The organism is Kitasatospora sp. NPDC056076 (genome assembly GCF_042266305.1).
GTDB lineage: Bacteria > Actinomycetota > Actinomycetes > Streptomycetales > Streptomycetaceae > Kitasatospora.
Map to the genome: position 1 here is coordinate 50,946 of NZ_JBHJWG010000050.1, position 20,274 is coordinate 71,219.

Genomic DNA, 20,274 nt, shown 5'->3' on the forward strand with positions numbered 1-20,274 from the left:
ACCCCGCACCCGGGGGAAGGAAGGCAGTACGGCCATGCGCACCACCACCCCCTTCCACCACCTCTTCCACCACTGCCCCAGCGTCCGACTCGCCCTGCACGACGGCGTCGAGCGCGCCTACCGCCTCGACGACCCCGGCAGCTGCCCCCGCTCGGGCACCCGCAACACCCCGGCCTCCGCGTACGAGCCCCGTGTCCACCTGGCCTACCTGCTGGCCCGCCAGGGCCACCGCCCGGACTGGCTCGCCCGCTTCGCGGACCTTCCGCCGGCCGCCGCGCACCGGATCGCCCTCGCCGCCGCCCGCCACCGGGCCGCCGCCGCGACCACGCCCGCGCCCGCGCCCGCCGCTGCCTGAATCATCAACTCCCCTGCGCACCGGCGCACTTGTTCAGATCTTGCCTGTCCTGTCACGGAGGTGACCAGCCATGTCCATCGTTGCCGCTTTCCAGCCCGCCCTCCCGTCCACCGATCGCGGCCGACTGCGCGCCGCCCTCGCCACGGTGGGCCGACGGCTGGCCGCCAGCCCGCTCGACAACACCGTGCTGCGCGCCGTCGGCGCCCCGGCCCCGAGCCCGGCCCCGGGACTTCCGAACGACCGGCCCACCCGGATGCGGGCCAGCTGGCACTCCGTCACCGGCCCGGACGGGACGGCCCGACTGGAAGCCTCCTGGCACCCCGGCCACTGACCCGACCGACCCCACCCGCCGAAGGAGCATCCGCCATGGCCGTGCGCTACCGCAGGCTCGACGCCATCTTCTCGGACCACACCGCCGCCCCCGCCCTGCGGGCCGTCCCCGCCGCCCGGCCCGTCCCCGGCCCGCGGCCCGTCCTCGACTCGGCCGGCCTGGTGGTCGACCAGGAGCAGCGCACCGTCACCGTCGACGGCCAGCACCTCGACCTGCCGTACCTGGAGTTCGAACTCCTCGCCCACCTGGTCGGCAACCCGCTGCGGGTGCACTCCCGCCGCCAGCTGATGGAGTCCGTCTGGGGCCGGCCGGACACCGGCGACACCCGCACCATCGCCACCCACATCGCCCGGATCCGCCGCAAGCTCGGCCCCGGCCACCGGGAGGCGATCGCCACCGTCCGGCAGATCGGCTACAAGTACGACCCCCGGCTGGTCCGCGCCGCCTGAGGCCGGCCCCGCCGCAGCGCCAGTGGCACCACCGACAGCACCAGTGGCACCACCGACAGCGCCGACACCAACCGGAGGAGGACACCGCATGACCCGGACCGCCCTGTTCCCCTGGACTAGCCGAGGTACGGCGCTCTGCGTCGCCGTGCTCCTCCTCGCCCTCCAGGTCGCAGCCCTCGGCGCCGCGCCCGCTCCGCTGCGCCTGTTCCTCTCCGGCGTGCTCATCGGCGGCTCGGCCGTCGGGCTGCTGCTCGCCCTGCTGCTGGCCCACAGCCGGCAGCGGGCGGGCCTGGCCGCGCCTCCCGCTCCGGAGGACGACGCCCAGTGGTTCAGCGCCCGCTCGCTGGAGGGCTTCCCGATGGAGCAGGTCCGCCCGCTCCTGCTCGGCCCCGACGCCCCCGGCCTCAACCGGCTCTACACCGCCTGGGTGTTCGCCACCCACGGGCACGACCCCCAGTGGATCGCCCACCACCTCGGCCTGCCCACCCCGACCGCCCGGCTGCTGGTCACCGCGGCCCGGCAGCACGCCACGTCCACCCCGTCCGACCCCTTCGAGAGGAAGCCGAAGTGATCACGGCCCTCGACCACGTCCAGCTCTCCGCGCCGCCCGGCAGCGAGCCCCTGCTGCGCGCCTTCTACGGCGACGTCCTGCAGATGGCCGAGATCCCCAAGCCCCAGCCGCTGACCGGCCGCGGCGGCTGCTGGTTCGCCGCCGACGGCGGCCGGGTCCGGCTCTACCTCGGCATCGAGGAGCGCTTCCGCCCCAGTGTCAAGGCCCACCCCGGGATGGCGGTCTGCGAGATCGAGGACTTCGCCGAACGCCTCGCCGGACTCGGCGCCCAGGTCGTCTGGGACGACAGCCTCCCGCCCCGGCGCCGCTTCTACACCACCGACCCGGTCGGCAACCTGCTGGAGTTCGTCGAAACCGCGTAGGCCCCCTCCGGCCTGAGCACCGGACCGAAACACCGGTCCATTTGCGTACGGACGTCAGAAGGGAGCAGACTGCCCGGGTTTGCGCCGGAGGTCCCCGTCATGTCCTTCCCGAAGTCCGCCCCGGGCCCGTCCCGGGGCCCGCTGCCGCCCCGGACCGCGGGCCGCCCGTCCCGGGCGGGCCGGGCCCCCCGGGCGGGCTGGGCGGACGTGGTCGTGGCCGCCGCCGTCCTGGTCCTGCTCTACCTCGCACTGCGGGTCGGACAGGGCACCACCGTACGGTTCTCCACCGCGCGCGACGCCGCCGTGGACACCGACCCGGCCCGGCTGCCGTACGACGCGGCGCGCTCGCTGCTGCGGATGTTCGCGGCGCTGGTCCTCTCGGTCGGCTTCACCTTCGGCTACGCCTACGCCGCCGCCCGCAGCCGCCGGCTGGAACGGGTGCTGATCCCCGCGCTGGACATCCTCCAGTCGGTGCCGGTGCTCGCCTTCCTGACCGTCGCCGTCACCGGCTTCCTCGCCCTGTTCCCCGGCTCCGAGCTCGGCCTGGAGTGCGCGGCCGTGTTCGCCATCTTCACGTCCCAGGCGTGGAACATGACCTTCGGCTTCTACCACTCACTGGTCTCGCTGCCGCGCGAACTCGACGAGCTGTCCCGCTCCTTCCGGTTCAGCCGGTGGATGCGGTTCCGGAAGGTCGAACTGCCCTCCGGCATGATCGGCCTGGTCTGGAACGGCATGCTCAGCTTCGGCGGCGGCTGGTTCTTCCTGGTCGCCTCCGAGGCGATCAGCGTCGACAACCAGCGCTACGCCCTGCCCGGGGTCGGCTCCTACGCGGGCGCCGCCATCGCCGCCGGCGACCTCGGCCGGGTCGGCTGGGCGATCGCCACCATGGCCGTCCTGGTCATCGGCGTGAACTTCCTGTTCTGGCGGCCGCTCACCGCCTGGGCCGAACGCTTCAAGAACGAGCAGTCCGAGGCCACCGAGGTGCAGCGTTCCGTCGTGCTCGCCCTGCTGCGCCGCTCCCGGCTGCCCGGCCTGCTCGGCCGGGCGATGCGGCCCCTCGGCCGGGCCCTGGACCGGGCCGGACGGGTCTTCGGCACCGACGACCGGCCGCTCGCGGTCAGCCGCGCCCGGCAGCGCACCGGCGACCTCCTCTTCACCGTCGTCTCCGGCGGCATCGTGCTCTGGGGCCTGGTCGACCTCGGCCGCTACCTCGCCGGCACCACCGGCCTCGGCGTCTTCGGCGAACCCCTGCTGCTCGGCCTCGCCACCCTGGCCCGGGTGGTGGTGCTGGTCGCGGTCGCCACCGTCGTCTGGGTGCCGATCGGCGTGCGGATCGGCTTCTCCCCCCGGCTGACCAGGATCGCCCAGCCGCTGGTCCAGGTGCTCGCCAGCTTCCCCGCCAACTTCCTGTTCCCGCTGGTGGTCTGGCTGCTGCTGCGCACCGGCCTGTCGATCGACCTCGGCGGCGTGCTGCTGATGGCCCTCGGCGCCCAGTGGTACATCCTGTTCAACGCCATCGCCGGCGCCATGGCGATCCCCAGCGACCTGCGCGAGGCCATGGACAACCTCGGCGTGCGCGGCCTGCAGCGCTGGCGGCGGCTCATCGTCCCCGGCATCTTCCCGGCGTACGTCACCGGCGGCATCACCGCCTCCGGCGGCGCCTGGAACGCCTCCATCGTCTCCGAGGTGGTCACCTTCGGCGGCACCACCCTCACCGCCACCGGCCTCGGCGCGTACATCGCCGGCGCCACCGAACGCGGCGACCACCCGCACCTGCTCGCCGGGGTCGCGGTGATGAGCCTGTACGTCGTCGCCCTCAACCGCCTGCTCTGGCGCCGGTTGTACCGCCTGGCCGAACGCCGTTACTCGCTCCAATGAGGTTCCCCCCGATGCGCTTCCCGTTCTCCTCCCGCCCCGCCCCCGCCGTCACCCAGCCCGCCGTGGCGGACGGCGCGACCCTGCTGGAGACCGTCGGCCTCACCAAGTCCTACGCCGGCGCCGACGGCGAACTCCCGGTGCTCTCCGGGATCGACCTCACCGTCCGGGCCGGCGAGATCGTCGCCCTGCTCGGCCGCTCCGGCTCCGGCAAGTCCACCCTGCTGCGCTGCCTGGCCGGCCTGCTGCCGCCCAGCTCCGGCACCGTCCGCTACCGCGGCACCCCCCTCACCGGCGCCAACCCCGGCACCGCGCTCGTCTTCCAGACCTTCGCCCTGCTGCCCTGGCTGACCGTCCGGCAGAACGTCGAACTGGGCCTGGAGGCCCGCGGGGTGCCCCCGCGCGAGCGCGCCCGCGCCGCCGACCAGGCCATCGACCTGATCGGCCTCACCGGCTTCGAGAACGCCTACCCCAAGGAGCTCTCCGGCGGCATGCGCCAACGCGTCGGCTTCGCCCGGGCCCTGGTCGTCGAACCCGACGTGCTGATGATGGACGAACCGTTCTCCGCGCTCGACGTGCTCACCGCCGAGAACCTGCGCGGCGAACTCCTGGAACTGTGGGAGTCCGGCCAGTTCCCCACCCGCGCCGTCGTCCTGGTCACCCACAACATCGAGGAGGCCGTGCTGATGGCCGACCGCGTCGTCGTCCTCGGCTCCCGCCCGTACGGCACCATCCGGGAGACCGTCGACGTCGACCTGGAACGCCCGCGCGACCGCGACTCCGCCGCCTTCGACGAACTCGTCGACCGGGTCTACCGGATCATGACCGGCCGACCCAAGGACCCCCGGGCGACCGGGCGCCCCGAGCCGGACCGTACCGAGCCCGGCCCCACCGAACCCGGCCGTACCGACCCGGACGGCACGGACCCGGACCGCCCCGACCGCCGGACCGTCGCCAACACCCCGCTGCCCAGCGCCAGCGTGGACGGCCTCTCCGGCCTCGCCGAGATGATCGCCCACCGCGCCGGCCGCTGCGACCTCGCCGACCTCGCCGACCAACTCGGCCTCGACATCGACGACATGCTCCCCCAGGTCGACGCCCTCGACCTGCTCGGCTTCGCCGAGATCCACGGCGACGACCTCCTGCTCACCGAGGACGGCACCGCCTTCGCCCACGCCGACGTCCAGGACTCCCGCGCCCTCTTCGCCGGCGCCGCCCTCGACGTCCCGCTGGTCAAGCTGATCGCCAACAGCCTCGGCGGCGAACCCGGCGCCACCGTCCGGGCCGGCTTCTTCCGCGACCTCCTCGCCCACCACTACACCAGCGAACAGGTCGACCGGCAGCTGGAGACCGCCACCGACTGGGGCCGCTACGCGGGTCTGTTCGGCTACGACGCGGCCCGGCAGGAATACCGGTCGGAGGAGGCGTAGGGCGGGGAGAATGCTCCGGAACCCCCGTACGCCAACTGGACGGAGCACAGCGTGGTGTTGAACAGGCGTCACTTTCTCGGCGCAGCAGGAGCGGTGGGCGCGGCGGGCGCGATCGGCCCGGCAGGTGCGGCAGGAGCGGCGGTGGCGACACCGGCCATCGCGCGCAGGGACCACGAGCGCTTCATGGCGGCGGCGATCAAGGAGGGGCGCAGGAACGAGCGCTACCCCTTCGGGGCGGTGCTGGTGCGCTCGGGCGAGGTGGTGGCCCGGGGCGTCAACGCGGCGCAGGACGGTCCGACCCACCACGGCGAGATGGTCGCCATCGACGACTTCGGGCAGCCCTACGGCAGTCCCGAGTGGGCGGGCACCTCCCTGTACACCACCGCCGAACCCTGCCCCATGTGCATGAGCGCCTGCGCCTGGGCCGGCATCGGCCAGGTCGTCTGGGCCACCTCGATCGAGGGGCTGCGCCGCACCGGCCTGGACCAGATCGACCTGTCCGCCGTCGACGTGGCCAAGGCCGCCGACTCCTTCTACCACCCGCGACTGCTGCTGGGCGGGGTGCTGGCCGACGAGACGGACGAGCTGTTCCGCCGCGCCCAGGTCATCCGCGGTGGTGGTGGCGGGCCCGGTGGCGGGGAGGCCACCGGGCCTTTCAGCCAAGGGATCTGACTTATCGCCAGGAGGGCACGATCGAGAGCCGGGCGGTGGTCGGGGCGACGTCGCAGAAGTAGGTGATCGCCTCACCCCGGGCCACGTAGTCCTTGCCGGCCGCGTCGCACGCGGCACCGCTCGGGTACATGCCGATGTAGACGAAGCTGGCGGCCTGCGCGGACGGCGCGGCCAACAGCGCGCCGACAGCCAGTAGTCCGGTCAGACTCAGGGTCGAAATCGCTTTGCGCATGGGCGTGTTGCTGCCTTCCTGTTCCGGGGGCAAGGGCTCCGGTCGTGATGATTCGGTGCCCGGTGCGCAGCAGCCTCGTGCACCGGCGGGCGGAGGGCAATGGTCGAGACCAATTCGGCCGGAAGCCGCCGGGGCCGTCGGGGCGGCGGACCCCCGGGGCGTGACGGCCCCACCCCTCGGTCCGTCGGCGAAGGACCGCGCCCTCCCCCGCTCCGCAGGCCCCCGGGGCGGAGCGGTCACCCGGTGGGACGGGGGCGGGCAGACCCGCGCGTTCCGGCCAGTGGTCCAGACCAATTGGGCATGCTCAGCACAACCCGGACCGGCCCCGGCACACCCCTGACCGGCTCCGGCTCAGCCCGTCGGGCCGGCCGCCGGGCGGCCGCGCACCCCCCGGACGGCACGGGCGGCCCGGGCGGCCCGGCCGAAGGGCTGCTCCGCCGTGTCGGCGGCCGCGGCCGCGCCGCCGACACCACCACCGCCGCCGTCACCACCGCTGCGGTCCGGCAGGTCGTTGGCGATCACGGCCGCCTCGGTCAGCAGCCCGCGCACCTCGGTCGCGCGGTAGAAGATCCGCGTCCCCTCCCGGCGGGCCACCACCAGCCCCGCCGCCCGCAGCTTCGCCAGGTGCTGCGAGGTGGCCGCCACGTGCGCGCCCAACAGCTCGGCCAGCTCGCTGACCGGCAGCTCCCGGCGGCTCAACGCCCACAGCAACCGGTACCGCGACGGGTCGGCCACCGCCTTCAGCACCGCCACCGCCCGCTCGGCCGCATCCGCGTCCCAGGCCTCGTCCTTCGCACCACCCATACGCCGATCGTACCGACGGCCGCCCCCGCCCCCACCCCCGGCAAGCACCCCCACCCCGGCAGTACGGCCCCAGCAGCAGAAGTCGGCCCCGCCGACTTCCGGTGCCCCTACTCCGCGCGGGTTCCGTTCAGGTAGGCGAGTACGGCCAGGACGCGGCGGTTGTCGTCGTCGGAGGCGCCGAGGCCGAGCTTGGCGAAGATGCTGGAGGTGTGCTTGCTGACCGCGCCCTCGCTGAAGTGGAGCCGCAGGGCGATCGCGGCGTTGGAACGGCCCTCGGCCATCATTTCGAGCACGTCGCGTTCGCGCGGGGTCAGCATCGCGAGCGGCTCGTCGTAGGCGTTGCGGGCCAGGAGTCGGGTGATCACCTGGGGGTCCATGACGGTGCCGCCGGCGGCGACGGTGTGGACGGCGTCGACGAACTGGTCGGCCTTGGAGACCCGGTCCTTGAGCAGGTAGCCGACGCCGCCCGCGCCGTCGGCGATCAGCTCCCGGGCGTAGAGCTGCTCGACGTGCTGGGAGAGCACCAGCACCGGCAGTCCGGGCTGTTCGCGGCGGGCCGCCAGCGCGGCCTGGAGGCCCTCGTCGGAGTAGGTGGGGGGCAACCGGACGTCGACCACGGCGATGTCGGGGCGGTGCTCGGCGAGCGCGGCGGACAGTTCCGGCCCGCTCTCCACGGCCGCGACGATGTCGTGGCCGTGGGCGCTCAGCAGGAGTTCGAGTCCGTCCCTCAGCAGGACGAGGTCCTCGGCGAGGACAACACGCACGGTAGCTCCATGATCAGCCTGGTCGGGCCCCCCGGGGGGCTGGTCAGCGTGAGCGTACCGTCGAACACCGCCAGCCTGCGCTGGATGCCCCGCAGGCCGCTGCCGCCCTCCGGGTCGGCGCCGCCCCGGCCGTCGTCGAAGACCTCGGCGCGGAGCAGTCCGGCGGCGTGGGTGAGCTCCACCCCGGCGTGCCGGGCGTCGCCGTGCTTGACCGCGTTGGTGAGCGCCTCGCTGACCGCGAAGTACATCGCCGACTCCACCGGCGCCTCCGCCCGTCCGGGCAGTTCGGCCCGGACCTCGACCTTCAACGGCACGTCCAGCGCGAGCGCCCGGATCCCTTCGGCGAGGCCGCGTTCGGCGAGCACCGGCGGGTGGATGCCGCGCACCAGGTCGCGCAGCTCCTGGAGGGCCTGGGTGACGTTCTCCTGGGCGTCCGTCACCACCTGCTTCGCCTTCTCCGGATCCCGGTCGATCAGCGGTACCACCGCGCCGAGCCGCAGGCTGACGGCGACCAGCCGGGCCTGGGCGCCGTCGTGCAGGTCCCGTTCGATCCGGCGCAGCTCGGCGGCCTGGGCCTCGGTGGCGTCCAGCCGGATCTCGGTGAGCTGCTCGACCCGATGGGCCAGCCGGGAGCGCTCGGTGGGGCCGAGCAGGGTACGGGTCCACCGGCCGTGCAGGTGCAGTGCGGGCGCGGCGAGGGCGAGTCCGGCGGACACCAGGACCAGGCCGAGCAGCGGTCCGAGCAGCCCGGGCAGCGGCAACAGGCCGTAGCCGGGGCCGGGTTCGGGCAGTACGGGCTGCGCCAGCCCGTACAGGCCGTAGCCGGCCAGCAGGACGGGCGCGGCCGCGACGGCGCCGCCGACCAGCGGGTCGACCAGCAGCCAGGCGGCGTCCCGCCAGGTCGCCGGGTCGTTCCAGAGCCAGCGGAGCTTGAGCGCGAAGCCCGCGAACCAGCGGTTCTTGTGGTAGTCGTGGCCGGTCCAGTACCAGCCGTGCAGGGTGCGTTCCAGCGCCGGGCGCGGCACGTACGGCACCGGTACGGGCACCTGGGACCAGTGGCCGGAGGCCCAGCGGGCGGCCGTGGCGGCGGAGCGGACCACCCGGGTCGTCACCGGGAACAACGGGACCAGCCCGGCGCCGACCCAGAGCAGGAACGAGACCACGAAGAGCACGCCCATCACCGCGCCGACCGGGATCAGCAGGGTGAGGACGGCAAGGCGGCCGAGCGCCAGGAGGGCGGTGCGCAGCGCCTCGGCGCCTCGGGACTGCGGGGTGCTCACGGGGTGGGCCTCCGGTCGGCTCGACGGTTCTGTGCGGTGTCCTGCTGTGCGGTGTCCTGCTGTGCTGCCCTGCGGCTGCCCTGCGGCTGTGCTGTGCTGTGCTGTGCTGTGCTGGACGATCATGATGGCAGCCCGGCAACGGGCCCGGCTCAGCCCCCCGTTACGCCCTCGGCCGCCCGCTCGGCCGCCTGCTTGGCGCGGATCAGCCGGTACACCCCCACGAAGCACACCGAGCCCAGCAGGATGAACCCCGTCGCGACCGGCACCTGCCAGGCGGGCGGCAGGTACAGGGCCAGGAACCAGCTCCGGTTGGCCGGCGCGAGCAGCGACATGGCCAGCGCCACGCCGCCCTGCGGGGCCGTGCTCAGTACCCCGGCCGTCACCAGCAGCCCGGCGGCCGCGGTCCGGCGGCGGGAGAGCTGGTCCAGCAGGTCCTGCTCCTGCGGCGAGCGGTCCGCCGAGCCGGCCTTCCGGCGGACGCCCTTGCGCATCACGTCCAGCAGTTCCGGCCCGCGGGTCTCCAGTCGGCGCCGGGCCGCCCGGCCCATCCACCCGGCGAACAGCAGCCCGGTGGCCAGGCCGACCGCCGTGCCGCCCCAGCGCAGCGGTGCGCTGTGCAGCAGCGTCCCGGCCAGCACCACGCCGGTGGCCGGCAGCGCGGCGAACAGCTGGAGCAGCAGGACGGCGAGGCTCTGCATCCGGACCTGGTCGCCGCTCTCGTCGCTGAACCCGTCCAGCGGGTTGCCGCCCGGCCGGTCCGGGAACGGCGCCGGGCCGAGCAGCGACATCAGCGGCACCAGCCCCGCGCCCGCGCCGAGCACCGCCGGCAGGGCGGCCAGCAGCCAGGGCCAGGCCCAGCCGTTCGGGACGGCCACCGTCCCGGCGACGGTGAGCAGCAGCGCGGCCGGGCCGACCAGCAGCAGCCAGGCCAGCTGCCGGGCCCGGACGTCGATCCACTCGGCGCCGGGGGCGACCAGCGTCAGCCAGAGGGCGCCGGCGTCCAGCCCGTACAGGCTGGAGCCGAGCGCACCGGCGTACAGCGCCGTGACCACGCCCGTCCACGGCAGTACGGTCGGGAACCCGCCGAGCACCGGCAGCAGGCCGGTGAACAGGCCGGTCCACAGGGCGATCCGCAGGAAGCGGGCCCGGCGCGGGTCGCGCGCCCACAAGCGCAGCTCCTTGCCGAGAACGGCGGCCCCGGGGGTGTCCGGGAGGAGCCGCGGGCGGCCGCGCCGACGGCCGGCGGGCCGTCCGCCCCCCGCCGTACCGCGCACCAACTGCCGGGCCAGCAGGGCCGTCCAGGCGGCGAACAGCAGCCCGCACAGGGCGAGCAGTCCGCCGAGGCAGGCGCCGACCAGGACCCAGTCGGAGCGCCGGGCGGCGTCCACGGCGACCACCGACCAGCCGGAGGGCAGGACGCGCACCACCGTGCCGATGGTCGGCGCCCAGTGACCGCCCAGCAGCTTGAAGAAGAAGGCGATCCCGAACCAGCCGGTGTTCAGGAACCCGCAGACCAGGCCGACCAGCAGCGCCGACAGCTCCCAGCCCAGCCGCGACCGGGCCACCCGGCCCAGGCCCTGCACGCCGAGCTTGGCGAGCACCACCACGAACAGCAGCTGGAGCAGCATGGCGGGCACCGCCACCAGCGCGGGCAGCGGCCCCAGCCCGGCGCCGAACACCACCAGCACGGCGAAGGCGACCAGGGCGACCGCCGGGGTGACACCGACGAACGAGGCCGCCAGCAGGCCCAGCGCCAGCCGGCGCGGGGGCTGGGGCACCAGCGCGAAGTACGACAGCCGCAGGGTCGGGTCCCCGCCGGTGAGGGTCGGCCCGACCGCCCAGCCGACCGTCCAGACCAGCAGCACCAGGGCGATCGTGCCCACCCCGGCCTCCGGCGCCGGGAAGTCCACCAGGCCCAGCAGGGCCGTGCCCACCGCCACCAGACCGCCGCACACCCCGCCCGCGATCAGGCTCGCCGCCCGCGGGCCGGACCTCGACCGCCGCAGCACGGCCAGCTTCATCCCGGTCAGGACGGCGACGGGGTTCAGCACGCCCCCGGGATCCGGCACGCCCCCGGACTTCACGACGCCAGCCACGACAGCCCCTCCTCCCCGCCGGTACGGGCGCCGACCAGCTCGACGAAGACGTCCTCCAGCCCCCGCCCGGCCCGCACCTCCGCCACCGGCCCGGCCGCCAGCACCCGGCCCCCGGCGATCACCCCGACGTGGTCGCAGAGCTGCTCCACCAGCGCCATCACGTGACTGGAGAACACCACCGACCCGCCCGAGGCGACGAAGCGCCGCAGGATCGCCCGGATCGTCGCCGCCGACACCGGGTCGACCGCCTCGAACGGCTCGTCCAGCACCAGCAGCCGCGGCGCGTGCAGCAGCGCCGTCGCCAGACCGATCTTCTTGCGCATCCCGGTCGAGTAGTCGATCACCGGGGTGTCCCCAGCCCCGTCCAGCTCCAGCACGGCCAGCAGCTCCGCCGCCCGCGCGTCCACCGTCGCCCCCGGCAGCCCGCGCAACCGCCCCAGGTAGTACAGCACTTCGGGCCCGCTCAGCCGCTCCGGCAGCATCATCCCGTCCGGCAGCACCCCCACCAGCGCCTTGGCCCGCACCGGGTCGCTCCACACGTCGACCCCGAGGACCGCCGAACTCCCGGCGTCCGGCCGCAGCAGCCCGACCGCCATCGACAGCGCGGTCGTCTTCCCGGCGCCGTTCGGCCCGACCAGCCCGTAGAACGACCCGCTCGGCACCACCAGGTCCACCCCGTCCACGGCCACGTGCGCCCCGAACCGCTTCCGCAGCCCCACCAACCGCAGCGCCGGCTGCACCGATCCCCCCACGACGTCCTCCCCGTCCCACCACCACCCGCCCCGGAGGCGGCTCGTGACCGAATCTAGGGACACCGCCCCGCCCGCAGAATCCACCTGCCCCCCGAACAGGGGTGGGCCTGGCCCCACCCCCGGGACCACATGGCGGTGCCCCGCCTCCCTGGCCGGGAGGCGGGGCACCGTCGGGTCACGCTCGGCCGCTCAGCACTGCACGGCGGCGTTGCCGTAGTTCTCCTCCATGGTGATGTCGAGGCGTTCCTCGGCCGACCCGCCGTCCCGTTGGACGGCCACTCGGTACCGGCCCTGGAGGTTCCGGGGGACGGCCACGGTGTAGACGGTGTGGAGCACGCCGTCCACGGGGATCGAGTAACCGGCGCGGACCGGGAAGTCCCGCCCCTGGCAGGAAATGTGATCGACCGTCTCACCGTTGGCCATCAACAGCACCGACCAGTTGCCTTCGAACAGGCTGGCGCCGATGAAGATGCCGACTCCTGGAGTCGGCCGTTTGGCGATCTCCGCGAGCGGGACACAGCCCCGAGACAGTACCTGTTCCGAAGCCGTGCAGATGTCGCCGGTCGTCTCCGCCTGCCAGATCAGCTCCGGCCCGTAGCCGTTGCTGAACCGGAGCTCCGTAACCGCGTCACCAACAGGTGCCGTCCCTCTCTCCTTGGCCGTCTGCAGAACCAACTGCCTGACCTGGCTCGACAGGTCCGACGTCGACGCCGTCGCCGACGGCGTGGGAGTGACCCCGGCACCGGCGCCGGCCTGCCCGGACACCGTGGTGCACGCGCAGGCGCTGAACGCCAGGCCCGCGACAACGGCGCGAAGCCTCCCGGTGACACCCCTCGCGCAGCTCATCTTCCTCCTTCGACCTCCTGTGATGCAGCGCCGGGCCACGATCGGCCCGGCACTGCTACGGCTCCTTGATGTCCTGCACCGGTGCCCCGGGCTGGTAGAGGACCGGGGTCCAGCTGCTGACGTAGACGGTCCCCCACGACTTGGTCGTCGTCCTCCCGTCGTCGTAGTAGTACGTGGTCTCGTAGACCCGTCGGGTCACGATGGGCGACTTGCCGTACAACTGGTGGAGCACGGTGGGCCGCAGCGTGACCTTCTGGTCCACCGTCACCGAGTCGGTCTTCCCCTCGGTCGTCTGGGTGCTGTCCTCGGAGCCCCACTCCCAGCTGGCTTCGGTGTCAGCCCCGATCTCGACTCCGCCAATCTTGAACCCGACGCTACCGCCGACCTTGTTGCTGTGGGAGAAGGTGTTCTTCTTCGTGACCTGCTTGCTCAACTGGGTCGCCTCCGTCACGGAGATCCCCAGGACTACCGGGTCCAGCGATTCGGCCGAGCCGAAGTCGGTTCCGACGCTGTAGTCGACGGTGGGCTGCGCGTCGTGGCTCACCTCCCTCGTGGAGTGGCCGACGATGATGCCCCCCGGTCCGCCGGACGACGACGGCGACGGTACCTTCTTCTCCCGGTTGGGGTTCGGAAGGGGCTTGGACAGGCTCCTCTCGACGAACTTGACGTAACCCGCCTTGCGGATCGGTTCCGCCCTCTTGATCTCGGCCACGATCCGCTGGTAGTTCGGGCCGTCCTGGGTCGTGTCGACCTTGGTGCCCATGTTGGAGCACTTGGCGAAGCCGGTCGCGCACTCCTCGAGCGCCATGCCGGTGGGGTCCGTCTTGTTCACCGGGTCGTTGTTGCTGTACGCGTAGGCGTTCCACTGCTGCGGGTCGTCGGCCAGCATCAGCGGGTCCGGGCTGAGGAAGCGGCCGGTGCTGGGCTGGTACTGGCGGGCGCCCAGGGTGGTGAAGCCGGTCGCGTCGTCCTTCAACCCGTTGACGAAGCCCTTGTCGCCGGCCCACGAGGTGCCGCTGCCGGAGCCGCGGAGGACGCCGAAGGGGTCGGTCCACCGGCGGTTGACGTCGGTGGTCGCCGAGTCGATCGACAGGGTGCCGGTGCCGTGCTGGTCGGCCAGCTGGTAGGTGAGCTTGGTCGGTCCCTGGCGGACGAGGGTGACGCCGCCGGGGAGGGCGTAGTAGCGGGTGCCGGTGCTGGCCTTGGCGCCGGTGTCGTAGGTGAGTTCGTCTCCGGCGCCGAGGTTGACGGTGACCTTGCCGGGGTTGCGGCGGACCAGCTGGTTGCCGTCCGCGTCGTAGACGTAGGACGTCGTGGCACTGCCCTGCTTCATCGTGGCGAGCTTACCCTCGACGTCCCAGGTCAGGTCCGCGCCGTTGGCGGCGTCCACCGTCGTCCAGGTGTGGGAGTCCCACTTCGGGGCCCAGCCCGGCGCGTACACCATGAACTTGCCGTCGTCCTGGACGACCGCGAAGTACTTGCTGTTCGGACCGACCCACGACTGCGAGGACCACAGCGGAACCCGCTGGGGGTCGTAGACCACGAAGTTGCCGTCGTCCTGCATCGTCGCCCACGCACCCGGGTGGTTGGCCGTGTTCGTCGACCACACCACCAGGCCGGTCCGCAGCGAGGTCAGCACCAGGTTGCCGTCCGACTGCATGGTGAGCTGCACGCTGCTGGAGCGCACCGACTCGCCCGAGTTGAGCACGAAGCCCGCGCCCAGGGTCTTGTTCGCACCCGGGTTGGCGATCTTCGTGGTGTTCCCCGCCGCGTCGTACTGGTAACTCCCCGGCGTGCTGCCGTTGTTCGGGAACGTCGACTTCACCGCGGTAGGTACGTGCGAGCCGCCGGTGCCGCCACCCGTGCCCGCCGCCGTGGTCGGCGTGTTGCGCGAACCCGCCGCCGGGAAGGACTGGTCGATGGTCAGGTCCTTGGACTGGTCGCCGGTCGGGTTGTGCATGACCAGCTTGGTCCGGTTGCCGACCGCGTCGTAGGTGTAGTCCTGCCAGTACGGCGCACTGCCGCCGACGGTGGTGGTACCCGCCGTCGAAGCCCCGCTGGTGGGCGTCGCGTTGGCGCAGGCACCCTGCCCGGCGAGGGACGGGGTGGGCTGGTTGAGCCGCCCGGTGTCCGACCACGCCGTGGTCAGCCGGCCCAGGTAGTCGTACGTGAAGCACTGCAGGTCCGTCCGGTCCGGGCTGTTGTCCGGAATCGTGCGCACCGCCGTGACCCGACCGGCCGGATTGTAGACGTAGGTCGTGTTCTGGACCGTACCCGTGGTGGCCGTCTGCTTGTCCACGTACTGCGTCAGCAGGCGTCCGGTCGACTCGTCGTAGGTGTTCGTCGAGACGACCTGGGTCCCCCAAGGGTTCATCGTGTCACGGATGTTGCGCCCGTAGGCGTCCCAGTCCGCCTGCCGGAGATAGGTGTACCCGGCGCCGCTCATATCGTTGAGCTGCCCGAACTCCTCGTAGTTGTAGTTCACCGCCTCCTGCGCCAGATCACCGGCCGCGGCACGCGTCTCCGACACCAGCGAACCACTCACCGGGTTGTAGGCGGCCGAGTAGTCGAAGCTCACCTGCCCGGTCTGGCCGATCTCGGCGCCTGGGAGGGAGACCGAGGTCTTCGTCGCCCGGTACGCCGCGTCGTACTCACCGACCGACTTGGTGTACGCCGAACCACCCGCCCCACCGACGTACCGGGTCGAGGAGCTCAACTGCCCCTTCGCCACAGTGTCGTAGACGAAACCGGTCAGCTGGTTCGCCGGAGCGACCGAACCGTTGAACGTCCCGGTCTTACGACCCAGCAGGTCGTACGTGATCGCGACCGTCTGACCACGCGCGTCCGTCGTCGACGCCAACTGTCCCGCACCGTCGTAGGTCCGGGTCGACACACCCGTGTCCGGGTCGTCGGCCTTCACCTGACGACCGCGCTGGTCGTACGTGTAGCTCCAGGTGTTCCCGGCCGAGTCCGTCCGGGTCGCCGCCTGGCCACCCGGCGTGTACGTGTAGCCGGTGACGTCCGCGTCGGCCTGGTTCCCGGTCGCCGCGGCCGTCCGGTACTGCCACACCTGCGTCTTGCGCCCGCGGGCGTCGGTGACCGTGCTGGTCGCGGTGGCTCCGGCCGGAGGCGTGACGTCCACCCGGTCAGCGCCGGGGTAGGCCGTCGTCGTCGTGGTCTGCGGCTTGCCCAGCGCCACGAACTGCGAGTTCACCACCCGGCCCAGACCGTCGAACTGCACCACGCTCTGGTTCGGGACCATCGCGCCGTCCGGGATCCACCGGGTCGTGTTCGGCTTGTTGGTGTCCTCGTAGTAGGCGTTGTAGGCGCGGCCCACCCGCCCCTGGGAGTCGTAGAACGTGTCCGCGATGATCCGGCCCTGGTAGGCGGAGATCGCCGGGTCCCCCTGGGTCTGCACGGTGCGTCCCAGGCCGTCGACGATCTGCACGGACTTCCCGTACGCCTTGCCGCCGGGACGCAGCGAGTTCGTCGTCACGGTGGACGGCCCCGAGGTGCCGTTGAGGGCGTAGTCGAAGGTCGCGTTCGCGTTGCCGCCGGTGTCCTGCCCCGGGGACCAGACCGCCTTCACCCGTCCGAGACCGTCGTACGTCTTGGTCGTGCTCCGGCCGTTGGGGTCCGTCGAGGTGAGCGCCAGGCCTCGGGCGGGGTTGAGCGCGACGGTGCTGGTGCGGGCGGTGCCCGCGTCCGGCGCGCCGGCCGGGGCCGGGGTCCCGGTGACCACCTTGTTCGGCAGCTCACCCGGGTTCGCCGAGCTGTACGCCGTGGTGGTGACCGCGCCGTTCGGGTTGGCACTGTCCGTGACCGTCGGGTCCGTCACCGAGGTGACCCGGCCGTACTGGTCGTACGTGCTGGTCGCGGTGGTGACGAACTGCGCGGCGCCGTTGGCGTCGTAGCCGTTCAGTACCTGCTTGCCCGTCACCTCGGCCTTGGCGCCGGCGCTGCCGAAGCCCTGGCCGTCGTAGAGGGCGCGCGTGTCGGAGACCGTGTTGGACGCGTTCGCGTCCGCGGTGCAGGCGTTGGCGCCCGAGATGACGAACTGCTCGGAGACCAGGCCGGTCATCTGGGCGTTCGGGCCGCCCGCGTAGCGGTAGCGGGTGCAGAGGTCCGGGGTGCCGTCGGCGGTGCTCAGCGAGGTGGTGACCCGGTTGTTGTTCCCGGCGTCCGTGTTCGACACCGTCGTGGTGGTGCGGGTGCCGGTGGTGGTCGCAGTGGTCACCGCGGTGGTCACCTTGGTGGCGCCGTAGCGGGCGACCAGGTCCGGCAGGCCGGCGCGCTTGTGGGTGGCCGTCACCGCCGGGTTCTCGTAGGAGTTGACGGTGTACGACACCGGCGAGCCCGCGTCGGCCGAGGCGTCCGCGTAGGTGTCCGTCTCCAGGATCTGCCCGGACATCCAGTCGGAGTCGGGCCGGCCGCCGCTCTTCACGCCGGCGACGGAGGCGCCCTTGGGCTTGCCGTCGGCCTTGAGGTCGCCGTCCATGCCCTGGTAGTAGCTGGTCGTCGACTTGGTCTGCGGCCCGTCCTTGCCCGAGCCCGTCACCGCGGTCACGCTCGCGAAGCCGCGGAACTGGTCCCAGGTCCGGTAGTCGGACTCGACCAGCGGGCTGTCGTTGCGGTGCCAGGCCGCCGGGCCATAGGCGTAGGAGGTGGTCATCGGGACCGAGCCGGAGACCAGGTTGCCGTTCGGGTCCACGGTCACCGTGTCGACCGGGTAGCGAAGGAACCAGTCGTCCACCGTGGACTGCACCTGACCGTCGAACCACTTCACGTTGAAGCACGGCAGGGTGTCACCGTCGGCCGAGGCGGGCATCCGCCCCGCCGTGCGCGAGCACTGCTCCTGCTTGTAGGAGACGACGATGCTGCCACCGGTCTCCGTGGTGATCACCGCCATGCGCGGCCGGTTGTAGCGCGGACGCGCCGGCACCAGGCCGTCCACCCGGTTGGGCAGCAACAGGTCCGCGAAGGTCACCGCCGGAAGCACCTGCTCGGCCTGCCCGTTGGCAGTGTCCTTGCCGGTGCGCTTGACCGACTGCAACCAGGCGATCGGCGCGTTCTCCGTCGCGTTCTGCGGCGTCTTGAACACGTGGGTCAGCTCGTACTTGTCCACCGGACGGTACGAACCGCCGGAGCGGATCGAGGTCGTGATCCCGTTCAACCACTTCGTCGACCAGTACGTGGGACCGTAGTTGGTGCAGGCACCACTGTCCTGGCACTGCTTGTCCATCGGCACGTCCGGCCAGTTGGCGGCGTTCGCCGCCGTACGCTGCGCCGGATCGCACGCCGCCGCGTCCGACACGCACCGCTCACCCGAGTCGAAGTCGACCCGCGCCGCCGCCTGGTACGAACCGCCCGCACCCAACTGGTCCGACAGCAACTGCCCGTAGGTGATCGCGGCCAGCACCCCGCCACGCGTGTACGCGGTGTTCGTACCCTTGCCACCGTTCTGCGCACCACCGCGCGCATACCAGTTGGTCTCGGGCGTGTACGCGTACGTGGTCAGATTCCCGTGCGCGTCGACCACGTAGTCGAGGTTCCAACGCCACGCGCTCTGGCACCACGAACCCTTGCCCTTGGAGCCGTCGTAGCACGGGTCGCCCGGGTTCGGCGAGTACACCGGAACCGTCCACGCCGACTTGCTCTCCGGACCCGCCTTGCTCGGCGAACCATCGGCCGCCGGAAGCTGGTTGAGCCCGAAGTAGTACACCGTGCCGGACGTATCCGTCACCTTGAGGTACGAACCGTTCCAGGTGCCGTTGTTGGCGCCGGTCAGGAACTCGACCTTCGTCCCGTCGTCACCCTTGAGCCGCCACTTGCACCGCGACTGCTCGTCCGCCGCCGACCCGGCGACACACGACGAGTCCTCCGGCACCAGCTCACCCGAGTGACCACCCAACGACAACGTCAGGTTCGGACCACCCCAGCACTGATCGCCCGAACCCGGAATGCCCGCCTTGTCACAGCCCCGGTAGCCGCGCTCGACGAACCCCGCGCTCAGGTCCCAGCCGTCGCCGATCCAGGAGGCCTGGGCGTTCGTCGACGCCGTCTTCCCGTCCACCGACGCCGAGTCGTAGCCGAGCGCCAGCGTGGGGGCACCACCACCCAGGGACGACGGCACCGCGATCGGGTAGCTGTAGGTGAAGGAGCCCGACGCACTGCCCGAGGTCCAACTCTGGCTGGAGGCCAGCGGAGTGGCGCTGTAGGTGCCGGTGCCACTGGAGGGTGCGGCGTCCAGTGCGAGCAGTACCTGCCCTGCGGCGGCGGGTGCTTCGGCCGCGGCTGCGGACTCCGCCCGCACGCCCTTCGCCTTCCCCCCGACCGCCGGCAGGTCGACGTCCGCGACCAGCCGCTTCGACTTCTCGTCGTAGTGCGAGGTCACCGGCGTCCGCACCTGGCAGCCGTCGGCGTCCGGGGCGGTCAGCGCGCACTCCGGCAACGCCACCAGCCGCGCCCGGTGGGCGAGGTCACCACTGACGCCCATCGCGGCGAGGTCGAGCCCGACCTGGACCTTGCCGGCCTCCGCAGCCCCGTCGCGCGCCAGCGTGACGATGGTGCCCTGCACGCCCTGCACGCCCTTCGCGGACTCCACGGACGGCGCGGCGACCTTCACCCGCACAGGAGCGGGCGCGGCACCGCCCGCCGCCGGTGCCAGCCAGACCGGGAGGTCGCCCGCCTGCTTGGCCGCGCCGGCGTTGCCGTCCAGCGCGACGTCCGCGGTACCGGACTTCGGCTGCGGCAGGGACTTCGGCGGCACCCAGTCCGGCGAACCGGTCGGCGGCGTGGTCGACTTCGCCTTGTCCGCCGCACCGTGCACCGAGGCCGTCTTCGGCAGCGGTGTGCCGGGCGGCGACCAGATCCGGCCCTTGTCCGCGCCGCCGCCCCCGGGGGCCGCTACCGCGGTGCCGAGCGGCGCCGCGAGCACGGTCAGAACCGCGAATGAACCGACGACCGCCAATCGGGATCTACGCCACCTCGAAGGCGATTTTTCCCACCCGGTGGCACCAGGTGGTAGTTCGGGAAAAGAGGACATCTCCACCCCTTTGAGAGGTCCGCGTCGCGACTTGACGCGGACAGGTCTCGCTGGAGGGTAGGGGGCTAACGATCCAGCGGTCGAGCGGCTTGAGGATCTCCTGAGGTTGTGATTCACGTCACAGTTGAACGAAATCGGCGGACGATCCGTCAAACCGGACATCCACCACAGAAAGGCAATTGACGTTGAATCACCAATGCGGCAGCTTGCTGGGGACCTCTACGAACCATCATGGCCCGACCGTCATTCACGGCCGGGCATTCACGCCTATCCACGAAGGGGCTTCACCATGCGCGCTCCCTCCGGAGCTTCCCCCGGTATGCGCAGAACCGGGCATCCGCCCCGGCGTTCCCACGCCGTCGCGGTCGCCCTCGTACTCGCACTGACCTCCGTCGGGCCGATCGCGCCAC

At 72.4% G+C, this 20,274-nt stretch carries 16 protein-coding genes and 1 pseudogene; 9 read left to right on the forward strand and 8 right to left on the reverse strand.

The annotated features are described in order from the left end of the window. Positions 1 to 34: 34 nt before the first annotated feature. The 9 genes and pseudogenes from ACFC1T_RS31810 to ACFC1T_RS31850 all read left to right on the forward strand — a co-directional run bounded on the left by ACFC1T_RS31810 (position 35) and on the right by ACFC1T_RS31850 (position 6,045). Complete coding sequence (locus tag ACFC1T_RS31810) at positions 35 to 355, forward strand: hypothetical protein (protein WP_375894309.1); 321 nt, start codon at positions 35 to 37, stop codon at positions 353 to 355. Positions 356 to 425: 70 nt separating this feature from the next. Then, complete coding sequence (locus ACFC1T_RS31815; protein WP_375894312.1) at positions 426 to 686, forward strand: hypothetical protein; 261 nt, start codon at positions 426 to 428, stop codon at positions 684 to 686. 35 nt (positions 687 to 721) lie between these two features. Then, positions 722 to 1,135 carry a winged helix-turn-helix domain-containing protein gene (locus ACFC1T_RS31820; RefSeq protein ID WP_375894315.1) on the forward strand — a complete coding sequence of 138 codons (414 nt, stop codon included), beginning with the start codon at positions 722 to 724 and terminating at the stop codon, positions 1,133 to 1,135. An 88-nt stretch (positions 1,136 to 1,223) separates the two neighbouring features. Next, the gene (locus ACFC1T_RS31825; protein ID WP_375894318.1) at positions 1,224 to 1,706 is read left to right on the forward strand and encodes a hypothetical protein; all 483 of its coding nucleotides are present in this window, start codon (positions 1,224 to 1,226) and stop codon (positions 1,704 to 1,706) included. Further along, complete coding sequence (locus ACFC1T_RS31830; protein WP_375894320.1) at positions 1,703 to 2,068, forward strand: glyoxalase; 366 nt, start codon at positions 1,703 to 1,705, stop codon at positions 2,066 to 2,068. Before ACFC1T_RS31825 ends, ACFC1T_RS31830 begins: the two co-directional genes overlap by 4 nt. A gap of 99 nt (positions 2,069 to 2,167) precedes the next feature. After that, the gene (locus ACFC1T_RS31835) at positions 2,168 to 3,946 is read left to right on the forward strand and encodes an ABC transporter permease (RefSeq protein ID WP_375894322.1); all 1,779 of its coding nucleotides are present in this window, start codon (positions 2,168 to 2,170) and stop codon (positions 3,944 to 3,946) included. Positions 3,947 to 3,957: 11 nt separating this feature from the next. Further along, entirely contained in the window at positions 3,958 to 5,373 is a 1,416-nt protein-coding gene (locus ACFC1T_RS31840) for a nitrate/sulfonate/bicarbonate ABC transporter ATP-binding protein (RefSeq protein ID WP_375894346.1), read from the forward strand. A gap of 54 nt (positions 5,374 to 5,427) precedes the next feature. Beyond that, positions 5,428 to 5,487: pseudogene (locus ACFC1T_RS31845) on the forward strand (twin-arginine translocation signal domain-containing protein); the annotation flags it as partial. A 27-nt stretch (positions 5,488 to 5,514) separates the two neighbouring features. Continuing rightward, positions 5,515 to 6,045, forward strand: a complete 531-nt coding sequence (locus ACFC1T_RS31850) for a nucleoside deaminase (RefSeq protein ID WP_375894349.1) — start codon at positions 5,515 to 5,517, stop codon at positions 6,043 to 6,045. Position 6,046: 1 nt separating this feature from the next. Here the strand turns inward: ACFC1T_RS31850 and ACFC1T_RS31855 are convergent, their stop codons facing one another. From ACFC1T_RS31855 to ACFC1T_RS31890, 8 genes are all read right to left on the reverse strand, one after another. Beyond that, positions 6,047 to 6,277: a hypothetical protein gene (locus ACFC1T_RS31855; RefSeq protein WP_375894324.1), complete on the reverse strand. Its 231-nt coding sequence runs from the start codon at positions 6,275 to 6,277 to the stop codon at positions 6,047 to 6,049. Between the two features lie 351 nt (positions 6,278 to 6,628). Further along, positions 6,629 to 7,081 carry an ArsR/SmtB family transcription factor gene (locus tag ACFC1T_RS31860; RefSeq protein WP_375894326.1) on the reverse strand — a complete coding sequence of 151 codons (453 nt, stop codon included), beginning with the start codon at positions 7,079 to 7,081 and terminating at the stop codon, positions 6,629 to 6,631. 107 nt (positions 7,082 to 7,188) lie between these two features. Further along, entirely contained in the window at positions 7,189 to 7,845 is a 657-nt protein-coding gene (locus tag ACFC1T_RS31865) for a LuxR C-terminal-related transcriptional regulator (protein WP_375894328.1), read from the reverse strand. Then, positions 7,809 to 9,125: a sensor histidine kinase gene (locus ACFC1T_RS31870; protein ID WP_375894331.1), complete on the reverse strand. Its 1,317-nt coding sequence runs from the start codon at positions 9,123 to 9,125 to the stop codon at positions 7,809 to 7,811. Before ACFC1T_RS31870 ends, ACFC1T_RS31865 begins: the two co-directional genes overlap by 37 nt. A 149-nt stretch (positions 9,126 to 9,274) precedes the next feature. Beyond that, on the reverse strand, positions 9,275 to 11,221 hold the full coding sequence (locus ACFC1T_RS31875) for a hypothetical protein (protein WP_375894333.1): 1,947 nt from the start codon (positions 11,219 to 11,221) through the stop codon (positions 9,275 to 9,277). After that, a complete protein-coding gene (locus tag ACFC1T_RS31880; RefSeq protein ID WP_375894336.1) occupies positions 11,206 to 11,973 on the reverse strand; it encodes an ABC transporter ATP-binding protein in 768 nt (255 codons plus the stop codon). The genes ACFC1T_RS31875 and ACFC1T_RS31880 overlap by 16 nt, the downstream gene beginning before the upstream one ends. 189 nt (positions 11,974 to 12,162) lie before the next feature. Next, complete coding sequence (locus tag ACFC1T_RS31885) at positions 12,163 to 12,738, reverse strand: hypothetical protein (protein ID WP_375894339.1); 576 nt, start codon at positions 12,736 to 12,738, stop codon at positions 12,163 to 12,165. A gap of 136 nt (positions 12,739 to 12,874) precedes the next feature. After that, positions 12,875 to 19,756: an RHS repeat-associated core domain-containing protein gene (locus tag ACFC1T_RS31890; protein WP_375894342.1), complete on the reverse strand. Its 6,882-nt coding sequence runs from the start codon at positions 19,754 to 19,756 to the stop codon at positions 12,875 to 12,877. Positions 19,757 to 20,274 lie beyond the last annotated feature (518 nt).